The following is a 13,695-nucleotide window of genomic DNA, read 5'->3' on the forward strand; positions in this document are numbered from 1 at the left end:
GACCAGCTCGGCGTGGCCTACGTCCACCGCGAGGCGGGTGACGCCATCGGCCCCGTGGTCGACGGCATCGACCTCGAGCGCTTCGGCACGAGCGACGAGATCGAGAAGCAGAAGGTGCTCGCCCGCCGCGAGCTGTACTGGCCGCTCCTCATGGGGGTCGCCGGCATCGCCGCCTGGGAGGTGGGCGCYGGCGTCGCGGCGCTCGTCCAGACCCGCCGACGAAGGGTGGCCCGCCCATGACGCAGATCGACGAGAGGCCCGCCGTCGCGGGCGCCGCACCGACGGCGGACGTACGCCGTCGTGGGCGCCTACGCAGACGTCACGGCCGAACCCTGCCGCCACACCTACGCCGCCGCAGGCGTCGCCTGCTGCTCGGCTCCGCCCCGGTCGTCGTCCTGCTCGTCCTCGTGGCGGCGCGGCTGCTCTCGCTCAACCTCGTGCATGCGCAGACCCTCGACGCCTACCGGGCCGGTGACAAGCCCCGCACACTCCTCTGGGGCGAGCGGCAGGGGTGGGTCAACATCGTGGAGCCGTTCCGGTCGCCCTTCGCCATCGGAGACTCCCATGTCCTCTCAGGGCACTTCGACCTGGCCCGGCCCTGGTTCGAGCAGGCCTTCGAGCAGGTGCCCAAGGGCGGGGTCGACGACTGCAGGGTGCGCGTCAACCTGGGCCTGACCTATGAGGCTCTCGGCGACGCGGCCAAGGCGCGGGAGCGCACCGACGAGTGGAAGCAGTTCTACGACAAGGGGATCACCATCACGAAGGGGCGTCCGCCGCTGTGCGAGGCTCCTGACGGAGGAAAGACCGGCGACCAGCTCAGGCAGGCGCAGCAGCGGATGGAGCAGAAGAACGCCGACGCGCCGCCGCAGCAGCAGCAGCCGCAGGACCAGCAGCAGCCCAGCCCGAGCCAGCCGGCCGAGCCGAAGCCGGACCCCCGCAGCACCCCGAGCCAGCAGGAGCAGGACTACCTCAAGGAGCAGCAGCGACAGAACACCATCGAGCGCAACCAGCAACAGCAGCAGGGCAGCGACGACACGTCGCCCGGAGACAGCTCGCAGACGGTCCCCAAGCCGTGGTGACGAGTCACCCGGACCTCGGGGTCAGAACCAGGCCTCGAGGATCGAGGCTCGATGCTCCAGCACCTCGATGGCCTTCTTGCCACATGACTCGGGGCGGGTGCGTCCGATCGGCTCGCGCGTGACCCGGACGCGCCACCGGCGGCCGTCGGTGTGCGTGACGATGACCTGCCAGCCGCCGTCGCTCTCCTCGGGGAGGTCGGCCCAGAGGGCGGCGAGCCGGGTCTCGCCGATCTCGGCACGGACGTGGGACTCGGCGCACTGCGACGGCCCTGGCACGCCGGATCGTCCACGGTCGTGGAGCGGACCGAGCAGCTCGGCGGGCAGGTGTCCGGTCTCGCTCGCAGCGAGCACCCACTCCGACGCGCGGTGGTCGAGGCGCGCCAGGGTCTGACCCCAGGGGAGGAGCACGGCGGTGGGCGCGAACCGATGGCCGCCCGTGTGGGACACCTCCCACGCACGGCCGGGGGCAACCCGCGCCGCATGCGCGGCGAGCGGACGCCCCCGAACGGCGCAGCACACGTCGCGGCGACCGTTCGTGCACACGAGCAGGGCCGGCTCCCCGGGATGCGACCCGAGGAGCGAGGCCTGCACGAGGGCGCGGCTACCACGCGCGAGCGCTCCCCAGTCCAGTCCGAGCAGGTCACCGACGTCGTCGACCTCGGCGGTCAGCAACCACGCGTCCTCCGGCCTGGCACCCGCGTGCGCGACCAGCACCTGCCGCGGGCCGTCGTGCGCCGGGTGCCCACCGGGACGGCGGACGAGCATGAAGCGACCCCCTGCCCGACTGGTGCGGGCGTCCAGCTCGGCCCCGAGCTCGGGGTCGAGGTGCGACTCTCGCGCCGCGTCGCGCCCCCACGGTCCAGGCTGTTCGACGACGACGAAGAAGCGCGCCGTCGCGGCCGTGCCGTAGGCGCTCGTGCCGTCCTGGTCCCACTGGACCGAGCACGCGTCGGTGGCCGGCGTGCCGTGGCCCGTCGTCGCGGGGTGCTCGTCGTGCTCGTCGTGCTCGTTGGCATCGCCGGTGAGGGCGTCGACGACCGACGCCACCGCGGCCGCTGCCGCGCCGGCCGTCGCGGCAGCCCGCCGGACGGCCCTGCCCGGCATGGACGAGGTCATGCGTCGCCGCCGTCGCTGCGGCCGCCGTCAGGGTCGACGGACTCGGAGCCTCCCGACACCGCGGTGTGCGCTGCCGCGTCCGGCGGGGCGTCAGCCGGAGGCCCCGCCACGTGGGCGATGACTGCGGTGGTCGCGACACCGGAGCCGTCGCGTCGCCCGTCGGCGTCCGGCAGCTCGATGGCTACACCGTTCGCAGCAGCCGCCCGGGCGGGGGTGTTGCCGGCGAAGGCGAGCACGAGGGTGTCCTCGCCCCTGAGGAAGCGGTGGCAGCGGACGCCTCCGGTCCCGCGCCCCTTGGCGGGGTACTCGGCATACGGCGTCACCTTGAGGGAGCCTCCCTCGGTGCCCGGCAGGGCACCCGAGGAGCCGGAGGAGGTGACGACGACACCGTCGCGCGCCGGGTCGGCGACGCCGAAGAACAGCACCCGCGCCCCCGAGGCCAGCTTGATGCCGGCCATGCCGCCGGCCGACCGCCCTTGCGGGCGCACGGATCTCGCCGGGAAGCGCAGGAGCTGGGCGTCCGTGGTCACGAAGACGAGATCGAGGTCCTCGCGGTCTGCGACCGCGGCACCGACCACGCGGTCACCGTCCTTGAGGCTGATGACGTCCCAGTCGTTGCTCTTGGGCGCCTCGGAGGTGACTCGCTTGACGACGCCGGCCGCGGTGCCCATGGCCACGACGGGTGCGTCCGCGCCGATCGGCACGATGGTCACCGGTTCCTCGCCCTTGCCGAGATCGACGTAGGCCGCGAGAGGTGCCCCTCCCGAGAGGCTGGGCGCGCCGTTCGTCGGGGGGAGCGTGGGCAGGTCGAGCGCCGAGAGGCGCACCATCCGGCCGGCGCTCGTGACGAGGCCGAACTCCCCGCGAGCGGTCGTGCGGACCGCACCGATGACGACGTCGTGCTTGGAGCGCGACCCCTCGGCCGTGACGGGCTCGGCCGTGCCGGTCCGGGCGAGCAGGCCGGTCGAGCTCAGCAGCACCCAGCACGGGTCGTCGGCGATCTCGAGTGGCGAGCTGGCCGTGGCCGTCGCGCTGGCACCCGAGCTCTCGAGGAGCACGGTGCGTCGCGGGGTGCCGTGCGCCTTGGCAACGTCGGCGAGCTCGGTGGACACGAGCTTCAGGAGCAGCTTCTCGTTCTCGAGCAGGGCCCGGAGCTCCTCGATGGCACGCTCGAGCTCGGTCTTCTCGGTCTCGAGCTCGATGCGCGAGAACTTCGTGAGGCGGCGCAGCTGGAGGTCGAGGATGTAGGTCGCCTGGGCCTCGGACAGGTCGAACACGTCCATGAGGCGCTCGCGTGCCGTGGCGGCGTCGTCGGAGCTGCGGATGACCTGGATGACCTCGTCGATGTCGACGATGGCGATGAGCAGGCCCTCGACGAGGTGCAGGCGCTCCTCGCGCTTGGCGAGTCGGTGGGTGGTGCGGCGCCGCACGACGTCGGTGCGGAAGTCGACATAGACCTTGAGCAGGTCCTTCAGACCCATGGTCCGCGGCTGGCCCTCGACGAGCGCGACGTTGTTGATGCCGAAGTTCTCCTCCATCGGCGTCAGCTTGTAGAGCTGCTCGAGGACGGCGTCGGGGTTGAAGCCGTTCTTGATCTCGATGACGAGCCGCAGGCCGTGGGCGCGGTCGGACAGGTCCTTGAGGTCGGCGATGCCCTGCAGCTTCTTGCCCTGGACGAGGTCCTTGACCTTGTCGATGACCTTCTCGGGTCCGACGAGGTAGGGCAGCTCGGTGACGACGATGCCCTTGCGCCGGGGGGTGATCGACTCGATGCGCGCCGTCGCCCGGGTGCGGAAGCTGCCACGACCTGTGAGGTAGGCGTCGCGGATGCCCTCCAGCCCGACGATCTTGCCACCACACGGCAGGTCGGGCCCGGGGACGAACTTCATGAGGTCCTCGAGCGAGCACGTCGGGTTGGCGATGAGGTGCCGCGCGGCGCCGATCACCTCGACGAGGTTGTGCGGCGGCATGTTCGTGGCCATGCCGACGGCGATGCCGGCGGCGCCGTTGACGAGGAGGTTCGGGTATGCCGCGGGCAGCACGCCGGGCTGGAGCTGCGTGTCGTCGTAGTTGGGGACGAAGTCGACGGTGTCCTCGTCGAGACCCGCGACCATGAGGAGCGCGGCACTGGCCATGCGCGCCTCGGTGTACCTCGCCGCGGCGGGTCCGTCGTCGAGCGAGCCGAAGTTGCCGTGGCCGTCGATGAGGGGCAGGCGCAGGGTGAACGGCTGGGCCATGCGCACGAGGGCGTCGTAGATGGCCTGGTCGCCGTGGGGGTGGTACTTGCCCATCACCTCGCCGACGACGCGCTGGCTCTTGACGTGCCCACGGTCGGGTCGCAGGCCGAGCTCGTTGGCGCCGTAGAGGATGCGTCGCTGCACGGGCTTGAGGCCGTCACGGGCGTCGGGGAGCGCACGGCTGTAGATGACGCTGTAGGAGTACTCGAGGAAGGCGTTCTGCATCTCCTCCTCGACGTCGATGCCGACGATCTTCTCCTCGAAGTCCTCGGGGGGAGGCGGGGTGGTCGTACGTCGGGCCATGCCGGGTGGTGCTCCTTGCGGCTAGCGGGTGGGCGTCTCATCTTCGCTCAGGGGTCTCACGCCTGCTCGCCTGCCACGCCGAAACGGCCCCAGTGGGCCACTTCGCGACCGCTTCGACGGTGCCGGCGGAGGCTTGGACTCTTCGGTCCCGGGACGGCATACCCCATCGACACGACCCCCACGATGGTGCGGCTGACGGGGATCTCGAAGGCACTGTGGACGGCGTCGTGGTGCTCCGGCGGCACGCCGAAGAAGAGGCTGCCGAGCCCCGCGTCGGTGGCGGTGAGCAGGATCAGGAGCGACGCCATGCCCGTGTCGACGTCCCAGTAGGGGACGGGCCACCGCGCCTCGTCACGGTCGGTCCAGCCCTTGTCGGGCGCGGCGTAGCGGTCGAGGTAGGCGTCCTTGTGCGAGAGGCACAGCACGAGCACGGGAGCCGCCCGTATGCCGTCCAGCCAGGAGTCGCCGRCCACGTCGGGCTCCGTCGTGGCGGCCCAGAAGCCCTCGCGCTCGGCCGGCGTGGTCAGGACCAGGAAGTCCCAGCCCTGGCTGAACCCGGCGCTGGGGGACCGGACCGCGTTGGCGAGGCAGCGCTCGACGACCTCCCCAGGGACCGGCCGGTCGGGGTCGTAGCGGCGAACCATGCGTCGGGAGCGGACGACCTCGGTGAACTCCATGCGACCAGACTCCCATCTCCCGGGGTCGCTCAAGCCGGCGTGACACGATGACCCCATGGAGGGTGGCGAGCTCAGCGACGACACCGATGCGATCGAGCGAGTCTCGGCGCAGTCCACCGGTGCCCCGGTCGAGTGGGAGGCGGACGTCGTCCTCCGGGACGGCACGGTCGCCCACGTCCGTCCCATCACGCCCGCCGACGCCGAGGGCATCCGTCACTTCCACAGCCGGCAGTCCGCGGAGTCCATCTACCTGAGGTTCTTCGCGCCGTTGCGCGAGCTGAGCGACCGGGACATCCACCGGTTCACCCACGTCGACCACCGCGACCGGGTCGCCCTCGTCGCGACCCTCGACAGCGAGATCATCGGCATCGGTCGCTACGACCGCATCGACCCGGGCTCGGCCGAGGTCGCCTTCAACATCTCGGACCACTTCCAGGGCAAGGGCATCGGTTCGGTCATGCTCGAGCACCTGGCGGCCATCGCGCAGGAGATGGGGATCAACCGGTTCGTCGCGGAGGTGCTCCCGCAGAACCGCAAGATGCTCACGGTCTTCAAGGAGGCCGGCTACGAGGTCACCCACCACATCGAGGACGGCGTCGTCGAGGTGTCGTTCGACATCTCGCCGACCGAGCAGAGCAAGGCGGTCCAGCTCTCCCGCGAGCACCGTGCCGAGGCGCTCAGCATGCGCACGATCCTCTTCCCCGAGCGGGTCGCCGTCATCGGCGCCAGCCGGCGCGAGGAGTCCATCGGCGCCCTCGTGATGCGCAACATCCTCGCAGCAGGCTTCCAGGGCGAGCTCTACCCCATCCACCGCGTCGCGGAGCAGATCCAGGGACTCAAGGCCTACCCGAGCATCCGCGACGTGCCCGAGCCCGTCGACCTCGCCGTCGTCGTCGTCCCGGCGGCGCAGGCCATCGACGTCGTCAAGGACTGCGGCAAGGCCGGCGTCAAGGCGCTGCTCGTCCTCTCGGCGGGTTTCGCCGAGGCGGGCGAGGAGGGAATCCGCTTGCAGGAGAGGCTGCGTCGCCGGGTGCGTCGCGCCGGGATGCGCGTCGTCGGTCCCAACAGCTTCGGTCTCATCAACAACGACCCCGCGGTCCGGCTCAATGCGACCCTCGCCTCGGTGATCCCCCCGTCCGGTCGGCTCGGCCTCTTCGCGCAGAGCGGCGCGCTCGGCGTCGCGGTGCTCGCGTCGGCCGCCCGACGGGGCCTCGGCATCTCCGTCTTCGCCTCCGCCGGCAACCGTGTCGACGTCTCGGGCAACGACCTCATGCAGTACTGGATCGACGACCAGGAGACCGACACCGTCGGTCTCTACCTGGAGTCGATGGGCAACCCCCGCAAGTTCTCCCGCATCGCCCGGGCGCTCGCGTCGGTCAAGCCCGTCGTCGTCGTGAGCTCGGGCGTCTCGAGCTTCGCCGCCCCGCCCGGTCACCGGACTCGCGTCACCAACGTGCCCCCGCAGGCGTTCGACGCCCTCCTGCGACAGGCCGGGGTCATCCGCGTCGAGAACGTCCACCAGCTCTTCGACGTCGCACAGCTGACCCTCCACCAGCCGTTGCCCAAGGGGGACCGCGTCGCGATCGTCGGCAACTCCGACGCCCTCGGAGCGCTCAGCGCGAGCGCCTGCGTGAGCTGGGGCCTGAAGGTCACGCACGGGCCGGTGTCGCTGGCGCCGCAGGCCTCCGCCGAGGAGTTCGCGGCCGCGCTCGACGCCGCCTTCGCCGACCCAGAGGTCGACAGCGTGGTCGCGGCCTTCATCCCGCCTCTCGTGACCCCGGACGAGGAGGTGCACCTGGCCGTGCGCACGATCGTCGCCGACCACGAGAAGCCGTGTGTCGCCACGTTCCTCGGCATGCGGGGTGTGGGCGACGGGCTCTCCTACGAGCAGAGCGGCATCCGGCGCTCCGTGCCGGCCTACTCCATGCCCGAGGACGGCGTCCGGGCCCTCAACGCCGTCACCCGCTACGCCCTGTGGCGCCAGCGCGACCGCGGCACCCAGGTCGCCCCGGTCGGGATCGACCGCCCCCGCGCGGAGGCGCTCATCGCGGCCCACCTCGCCGGCAGTCCGGAGGGGCGGGCGCTCACGCGTGAGGAGGCGCGCGAGCTGCTCGGTGCCTACGGCATACGCGTCTGGCCGGCGGTGGAGGTCTCCGGTGTCGACGCCGCCGTCGCAGCCGCGACGGAGCTGACGTATCCCGTCATCCTCAAGTCCACGTCACCCGTCGTGCGCCACCAACCGGGTCTCGTCGGCGTCCGCGGCGACCTCGTCGACGCCGAGGCGGTCCGCGACGCGCACGCCTCGCTCACCCAGCGGCTGGGGCCCCTGGGCGCTGACCGTTTCGTCGTGCAGCGGATGGCCGTGCCCGGGGTCTCCTGCGTCATCCGGGCGAGCGAGGACCCGCTCTTCGGTCCGGTCGTCAGCTTCTCCGTCGCGGGGCCTCCCACGGAGCTGCTCGGAGACGTCGCCCACCGCATCCCGCCGCTCACCGACGTCGACGTCACCGACCTCATCGACGGCGTCAAGGCGGCGCCGCTCCTCAGCGGTCACCGGGGTGCGGCCCCCGTGCACCGGGCCGCGCTCGCCGACCTCATCGCCCGTCTGTCCGTGCTCGCGGACGACCATCCCGAGCTGTCGTCGGTGGAGCTCAACCCCGTCAACGCCTGGACCGGTGGCGTCGACGTCCTCGGCGCCGAGGTCGTCGTGCGCCCGGCGCTCGTGCGCAAGGACCCCGGCCGCCGACGGATGACCTGACCGCGTCCACGGCAACTGGGACCCGAGGCGACCTTGTGGGCGGGGCTGTGGGCGGCGCGGCGGGACCCACGGCGCACGAGTGCAAGGATGGGGTCATGCGACACGCCATCCCGGGCACCGGCCGAGCCCTCCCCGAAGACCTCACCGAGGCGATCACGCGGGCCGGCTACTACCCGTCCCTCGTCTGCGACGTCGTCGAGTCTGCGATCGCCGACGACGAGGTCGTCTCGCACCTCGTGCACCAGGAGACGACCTTCGACCACGAGACCGTGCGACGCCACGTGACCGTCCTCGTCGTCACGCCGCTGCGTCTCGTCATCGCCCACGCCGACGACCATGCCGAGTCCGAGGACAAGCTCATGGCGACGGCCACCACCGAGACGGTGCCGCTCGCGGCAGTGCGCGGCGTCATGCTGACCCATGTCGTGGCGCAGCCCGACACCTTCACGCCCGGCACGCACGGACGTGACCTCACGCTGACCCTCGGGTGGGGGGCCGTCAGCCGCCTCGACATGATCCCGGCCCAGTGCGGCGACCCGGACTGCACGGCCGACCACGGCTTCGAGGGCACCATCGCCTCCGACGACATCTCGCTGCGCATCAGCTCGGCCGCCGACGGCGAGGACGCCGTGGGCCGGGCCATGCACTTCGCCCGGGTGCTCTCGGCGAGCATCGGTGGCGGCATGGCCCATTGAGCCGCCCGCCGTGGCTGCCGACGTGACTGCCGACGTGACTGCCGACGCCTCCGCGCCGACCGACTGGTCCGCGGGCACGCTTGCGTCCGTCCTCCCGTCGGTGGCCGACCGCCTCGGGGTGCAGCGGTATGCCGGTCGCGACGTCTTCGACCTGCCCGCGGTGCCACGCACGGTCGTCGTGCTCGTCGACGGGCTGGGCCACGACCTGCTGCGCCAGCGCAGTGGCCACGCGCCCTTCCTCCGCAGCCACCTCGCGACCGCGCACCGTGTGCCGTGCGGATTCCCGACGACGACCGCGACGTCGATGGGGACCTTCGGCACGGGTCTTCCGCCGGGCTCCCACGGACTGGTCGGCATGCATGTGCTCGACCCGGCCACCGACCGGCTGCTCAACGAGCTGTCGTGGGAGGACGGACCCGACCCCCGGGCCTGGCAGCCGAACGAGACCGTCTTMGAGGCCGCCGAGAACGACGGTGTGTCGGTGACGATGGTCGGCCCGCACTACTTCGACGGGTCGGGCCTCACGACGGCGGCCCTCCGCGGCGGTCGCTTCCGCGCGGCGCGCTCGCTCGAGGACCGCGTCGAGGCAGCGGTGGCCGCGGTGCGCACGACGCCGCGCTCGCTCGTCTACCTCTACTGGGGCGAGGTCGACAAGGTCGGTCACGTGCACGGCTGCCAGTCCTGGCAGTGGGGCGACGAGGTGGAGTCCGTCGACGCCGCGCTGCGGCAGCTGGCTGCGCGGGTGCCGGACGACACGTCGATCGTCGTCACCGCCGACCACGGCATGGTCGACGTTCCCTTCCACGACCGCATCGACCTCGTGCACGAGCCGGCTCTCATGGCGGGCGTGCGTCACCTCGGCGGCGAGCCGCGCAACCTGCAGCTCTACACCGAACCGGGCGCGACCGCGGATGTCGAGGCCGCGTGGGCGTCGCGGCTCGGCGACCGGACCCGCATCCTCAGCCGTGAGCGACTCGTCGACGAGGGCTGGCTCGGTCCGGTGCGACTCGGGGTCGAGGGCCGGATCGGGGACCTCGTCGTCGTCATGAATGGCTCCTTCGCCGTCGTCCACTCGGGACTCATGCGACCCCAGGTCGTTGCGCTGCTGGGCGTGCACGGGTCGACCAGCGATGCGGAACTCGCCGTACCGGTGGTCGTGGTGCCGCCCCGCCGGGGCACCTAGGGTGGTGCCTCGTGGCTGAGCTCGTCTTCTTCTCGGGAACCATGGACTGTGGCAAGTCGACCCTCGCCCTGCAGATGGACCACAACCACGGCGCGCGCGGTCGGGTCGGACTCATCTTCACGAAGATGGACCGAGCCGGGAGCAACGTCCTCAGCTCGCGCCTCGGTCTGTCCACGGGTGCGCTCGAGGTCGGCGACGACCTCGACTTCTGGGAGTCCATCGTCGAGCGGGCCACCGCGGGCACGCGCATCGACTACCTCATCTGCGACGAGGCCCAGTTCTACACCGGTGACCAGGTGGAGCAGCTCGCGCGCATCGTCGACGAGATGGACGTCGACGTCTTCGCCTTCGGGATCACCGCGGACTTCCGCACGGAGCTCTTCCCCGGCAGCAAGCGGCTCATCGAGCTCGCCGACCGCGTGCAGGTGCTCCAGGTCGAGGCGTTGTGCTGGTGCGGCCGGCGGGCCACGACGAACGCACGCGTTCTGGACGGGGGCATGGTCGTCGAGGGCGAGCAGGTCGTCGTCGGCGACACGAAGTCCGGAACCACAGGCGTCGTCGAGTACGAGGTGCTCTGCCGCCGGCACTACATGCGTCGGATGACCTCGCACGCTGCCCGAGCCGCCGCGGTGTCACCCGAGGTGCTGCCCTTCGACCTCGACGTGTGCCCCCTGCCGCCCCTGCCGATCACGCAGGCCGACTGAGCCTCGCGAGGTCCCCCTGGGCGGTATGCCGTCCCGCCCTCTCGCGGGCCGATCGGGACGGCCGCGGGTCAGGTCACTCGTTCTTGCGGCCGAACATGATGTCGTCCCAGCTCGGCACGCTCGGCCGGCCGGACCTGCGCGCCGCCGGCGCGGGGCGGGGAGCCGGCTTCGCACGCGGAGCCGGTGGGCGCTCCTCGATGATCTCGTCGCCCTCGCCCTGGTCGCCGCCGTCCTCGTCGAAGGCTTCGGACTCCGCGGCTTCGGTGGTGTCGTCGTTGCCACCGCTGCTTTCTGCTGCCGTGCGGGACACCGGCCGAGGCTCTGGCCGCCGGCGCACTGCCGGACGGACGGGTCGCTCCTCGAACGAGGGCTCGTCGTGTGCCACCGGGTCGGAAGACGCCTCGTGCCGGTCCTCGTCGCCGTCCGTGGCTGCGGTGTCGTCGTCGTCCGCGTCGTCCGCGTCGTCCGCGTCGTCCGCGTCGTCGACGTCGTCCACGACGTCCACCGACTGCACGGGGTCCACGGCTCCCGTCTGCGCGGTTGCCTCGCCGGCGACCTGCTCGACGTCGTCGGTGTGTCCTTCGCTCTCCTCGTCCGCGAGGAGAGAATCCGGCTCGGCCGGAGGCTGGGCGGGGGACTGGACCGGGGGCGCGGGGTCGGCCTGGGTCGAGTCGCTGGGCACCTGGCGCATCGGCTGGGTGGGCTCGGTGCGACGCACCTTGCGCTGGGCGGCCTCGGCACCGACCCGCTCCTCGACCGTGCCGGTCTTGACGACCTCGGGGTCGTCCTCGGGGTGGGTGTGGGCCGGGGGCGGCAGCTCGGCGCCGGGGTCGCGGGCCACCTCCTCGAGCGGGAGTGCCTCCTCCGGCGCCGCGTCGAGCCCGGGCACCTCGGTCGACTTCGGGCGGCGCCGACGCCCACGCTGTGCGCTCCGCTCGCGCATGGCCGCCATGAGGTCGACGGTCTCGCCCTCGCGGCGACGCGTCGCCGACGCACCCACGCCGCCCTCTGCCTCGACGTCGTAGACACGGCTCGGACGGGTGGACGCCGCGAGGTGCGGGGCGGGGATGGGGCCGGGTGCCTGCTGGTCCTCGTCCTCGCTGAGCCAGCGGGCCTCGTCGTCGACCGCCGACACGGTGCGGGCGAGCGGGTCGAACGACCAGGCGGCCTCGCGCTGCCGACCGCCGGCGTTGAAGAGGAGCAGCACGGTCCAGGCGCCCTTGTCGGTGCGCCGCGAGTCCCACTGGGCACTGTCGGCGTCGATCTCACGCGTGCGCAGGCGCTCGGCGACCCGGGCGTCGAGGGTGGGAGCCCCGCCGTACGAGCCGCCACGGGGACGCAGCCGCACCTGACGGGCCAGGCTGGCGACGTGCTCGCGCTCGGCCAGGATGGGGCCCTCGTACCGGTGGACCTTCTCGACGCTCCAGCCTGCCCGCTCGGCCACCTCCTCGGCCGTCATGCCGGCCCGGATCATGGCCTGGACGTCCTTGGGCCGCAGGCCGCCGGAGATCTCGATCTGGAGCTGGCCGAGCCTCGGACGGTCGCGCCGTGCCGCAGCACGGAGTGCCTCGTCGAGGGGGACGGTGAAGCGGTTGCCCTCGTCGTCGGCGAGCAGCAGGTGCAGTCCGTCCTCGTGGACGCCGACGAGCCTGAGGTGCTGCATGGGTGAGTCTCCCGGTAACGAGTCTGCGTGGTCGTGCCTGATGTGCGCGCCGGCGGCTCCGGTGGGGGCATGCTCTGCTCACCGGTGCGCCGTGCAGTCGAGCATGCCACCGGCTCGGGTGCACGCCAAAGCGCCCACGCCGCACGGGTACCGTTTGCTCTGGCATGCCCACCTCATTCGCGTCCGCCCAGCTCGCCCTCGACCTCGTCGGCGTGTTCGTCTTCGCGCTGTCCGGCGGACTCGTCGCCGTCAAGAAACGCTTCGACCTCTTCGGGGTCCTCGTGCTCGCGTGCGCGGCGGCCCTCGGCGGCGGCATCGTGCGAGACCTCCTCATCGGCGACCTCCCGCCGGTCGGCATCAGCGACTGGCGACTGCTGACCGCCGCTGCCCTCGGCGGCCTGGTGACCTTCCTGTTCCATCCGGGCGTCGAGCGCATCACGCGCTTCGTCCGAGTCCTCGACGCGGCCGGCCTCGGTGCCTTCGCCGTCGCGGGCAGCCTCAAGGCCGTGACCACGCCGGGGGTGTCACCCGTCGCCGCCGTCCTCGTCGGTGTCATCACTGCCGTTGGTGGTGGCGTGGTGCGTGACGTGCTCGCGGGCCAGGTCCCCGAGGTGCTGCGGCGCGAGCTGTATGCCGTGCCGGCGATGCTCGGCTCCGTGGTGGTGGTCGTCGCGGCCCAGCTCGAGTCCCTCCAGGACTGGGTGCTGTGGACTGCCGCCGCGGTCGTCTTCACCCTGCGGATCCTCGCCGTGCGCCTCCACCTCAACGCCCCGACCCCGCTGCGCTCCCATCCCACGACGAGCCCGCGACCAACGACGGATGCACGCGAACCCGAACCCGAACCCAGTTCACGACCGATGGCGGAGACATGACACCAGACCCGACACCGAGGCCCGACGCGACCGAGTCCGACCTCGCCCAGMCGGACCTCACTCGGCCCGGCCGCACCCCGGACCCAGCTGCGGAGCCGTCCCAGCTCGCCCCCTACGACGCGGTGCTCCTGCTGGGCTTCGGCGGACCAGAGCGTCCCGACGAGGTCATGCCCTTCCTGCGACGGGTCACCGCCGGCCGCGGCATCCCGGACGAGCGGCTCGAGGCCGTCGGCGAGCACTACCACCACTTCGGTGGTCGCAGCCCGATCAACGACCAGAACCGTGCCCTCATCGCCGCGCTGCGAGCCGAGCTCGACGCCCGGGGCGTCGACTCACCGGTCGTCTGGGGCAACCGCAACAGTGCGCCCTTCATCGATGACGCCCTCCGCGAGAGCCACGCAGCCGGCCACC

At 72.1% G+C, this 13,695-nt stretch carries 11 protein-coding genes and 1 pseudogene; 8 read left to right on the forward strand and 4 right to left on the reverse strand.

All coding sequences use genetic code 11. The features are described 5' to 3' along the window. Together AC1DP0_RS07780 and AC1DP0_RS07785 are read left to right on the forward strand one after the other, a co-directional pair. A pseudogene (locus AC1DP0_RS07780) lies at window positions 1-240 on the forward strand (hypothetical protein); the annotation flags it as partial. Further along, window positions 237-1,079, forward strand: coding sequence for a tetratricopeptide repeat protein (locus AC1DP0_RS07785; RefSeq protein ID WP_478083411.1), 843 nt, complete (start codon window positions 237-239; stop codon window positions 1,077-1,079). The pseudogene AC1DP0_RS07780 and the gene AC1DP0_RS07785, both read left to right, overlap by 4 nt. A 21-nt stretch (window positions 1,080-1,100) precedes the next feature. Here the strand turns inward: AC1DP0_RS07785 and AC1DP0_RS07790 are convergent, their stop codons facing one another. From AC1DP0_RS07790 to AC1DP0_RS07800, 3 genes are read right to left on the reverse strand one after another with little or no spacing between them, the layout of a single operon-like run. Then, on the reverse strand, window positions 1,101-2,195 hold the full coding sequence (locus AC1DP0_RS07790) for a sucrase ferredoxin (protein WP_478083412.1): 1,095 nt from the start codon (window positions 2,193-2,195) through the stop codon (window positions 1,101-1,103). Then, window positions 2,192-4,735 carry a DNA gyrase/topoisomerase IV subunit A gene (locus tag AC1DP0_RS07795; protein WP_478083413.1) on the reverse strand — a complete coding sequence of 848 codons (2,544 nt, stop codon included), beginning with the start codon at window positions 4,733-4,735 and terminating at the stop codon, window positions 2,192-2,194. Before AC1DP0_RS07795 ends, AC1DP0_RS07790 begins: the two co-directional genes overlap by 4 nt. A 56-nt stretch (window positions 4,736-4,791) precedes the next feature. After that, window positions 4,792-5,412: a nitroreductase family protein gene (locus tag AC1DP0_RS07800; RefSeq protein ID WP_478083415.1), complete on the reverse strand. Its 621-nt coding sequence runs from the start codon at window positions 5,410-5,412 to the stop codon at window positions 4,792-4,794. Window positions 5,413-5,467: 55 nt separating this feature from the next. Here AC1DP0_RS07800 and AC1DP0_RS07805 point away from each other — a divergent pair, with 55 nt between their 5' ends. The 4 genes from AC1DP0_RS07805 (at window position 5,468) to AC1DP0_RS07820 (ending at window position 10,749) form a co-directional block, all read left to right on the forward strand. Continuing rightward, on the forward strand, window positions 5,468-8,167 hold the full coding sequence (locus tag AC1DP0_RS07805) for a bifunctional acetate--CoA ligase family protein/GNAT family N-acetyltransferase (protein WP_478083417.1): 2,700 nt from the start codon (window positions 5,468-5,470) through the stop codon (window positions 8,165-8,167). A 95-nt stretch (window positions 8,168-8,262) separates the two neighbouring features. After that, window positions 8,263-8,862 carry a DUF5998 family protein gene (locus AC1DP0_RS07810; protein ID WP_478083418.1) on the forward strand — a complete coding sequence of 200 codons (600 nt, stop codon included), beginning with the start codon at window positions 8,263-8,265 and terminating at the stop codon, window positions 8,860-8,862. A gap of 34 nt (window positions 8,863-8,896) precedes the next feature. Continuing rightward, complete coding sequence (locus AC1DP0_RS07815; protein ID WP_478083420.1) at window positions 8,897-10,045, forward strand: alkaline phosphatase family protein; 1,149 nt, start codon at window positions 8,897-8,899, stop codon at window positions 10,043-10,045. 11 nt (window positions 10,046-10,056) lie between these two features. Then, window positions 10,057-10,749, forward strand: a complete 693-nt coding sequence (locus AC1DP0_RS07820; RefSeq protein ID WP_478083421.1) for a thymidine kinase — start codon at window positions 10,057-10,059, stop codon at window positions 10,747-10,749. 73 nt (window positions 10,750-10,822) lie between these two features. Here AC1DP0_RS07820 and sepH read toward each other — a convergent pair whose 3' ends face one another. After that, complete coding sequence (sepH, locus tag AC1DP0_RS07825; protein WP_478083422.1) at window positions 10,823-12,412, reverse strand: septation protein SepH; 1,590 nt, start codon at window positions 12,410-12,412, stop codon at window positions 10,823-10,825. 164 nt (window positions 12,413-12,576) lie between these two features. Here sepH and AC1DP0_RS07830 point away from each other — a divergent pair, with 164 nt between their 5' ends. Together AC1DP0_RS07830 and AC1DP0_RS07835 are read left to right on the forward strand one after the other, a co-directional pair. Then, on the forward strand, window positions 12,577-13,284 hold the full coding sequence (locus tag AC1DP0_RS07830) for a trimeric intracellular cation channel family protein (RefSeq protein ID WP_478083423.1): 708 nt from the start codon (window positions 12,577-12,579) through the stop codon (window positions 13,282-13,284). Continuing rightward, window positions 13,281-13,695: ferrochelatase (locus AC1DP0_RS07835; RefSeq protein ID WP_478083424.1), on the forward strand; the 415-nt coding region annotated here is incomplete at its 3' end. The genes AC1DP0_RS07830 and AC1DP0_RS07835, both read left to right, overlap by 4 nt.

The organism is Terrabacter sp. P5_B1, assembly GCF_056400505.1.

Coding starts and splice junctions, on each gene's coding strand:
- AC1DP0_RS07790 (WP_478083412.1), bottom strand. CDS start 2,195: ATGACCTCGTCCATGCCGGGCAGGGCCGTCCGGCGGGCTGCCGCGACG.
- sepH (WP_478083422.1), bottom strand. CDS start 12,412: ATGCAGCACCTCAGGCTCGTCGGCGTCCACGAGGACGGACTGCACCTG.
- AC1DP0_RS07810 (WP_478083418.1), top strand. CDS start 8,263: ATGCGACACGCCATCCCGGGCACCGGCCGAGCCCTCCCCGAAGACCTC.
- AC1DP0_RS07830 (WP_478083423.1), top strand. CDS start 12,577: ATGCCCACCTCATTCGCGTCCGCCCAGCTCGCCCTCGACCTCGTCGGC.
- AC1DP0_RS07805 (WP_478083417.1), top strand. CDS start 5,468: ATGGAGGGTGGCGAGCTCAGCGACGACACCGATGCGATCGAGCGAGTC.
- AC1DP0_RS07795 (WP_478083413.1), bottom strand. CDS start 4,735: ATGGCCCGACGTACGACCACCCCGCCTCCCCCCGAGGACTTCGAGGAG.
- AC1DP0_RS07785 (WP_478083411.1), top strand. CDS start 237: ATGACGCAGATCGACGAGAGGCCCGCCGTCGCGGGCGCCGCACCGACG.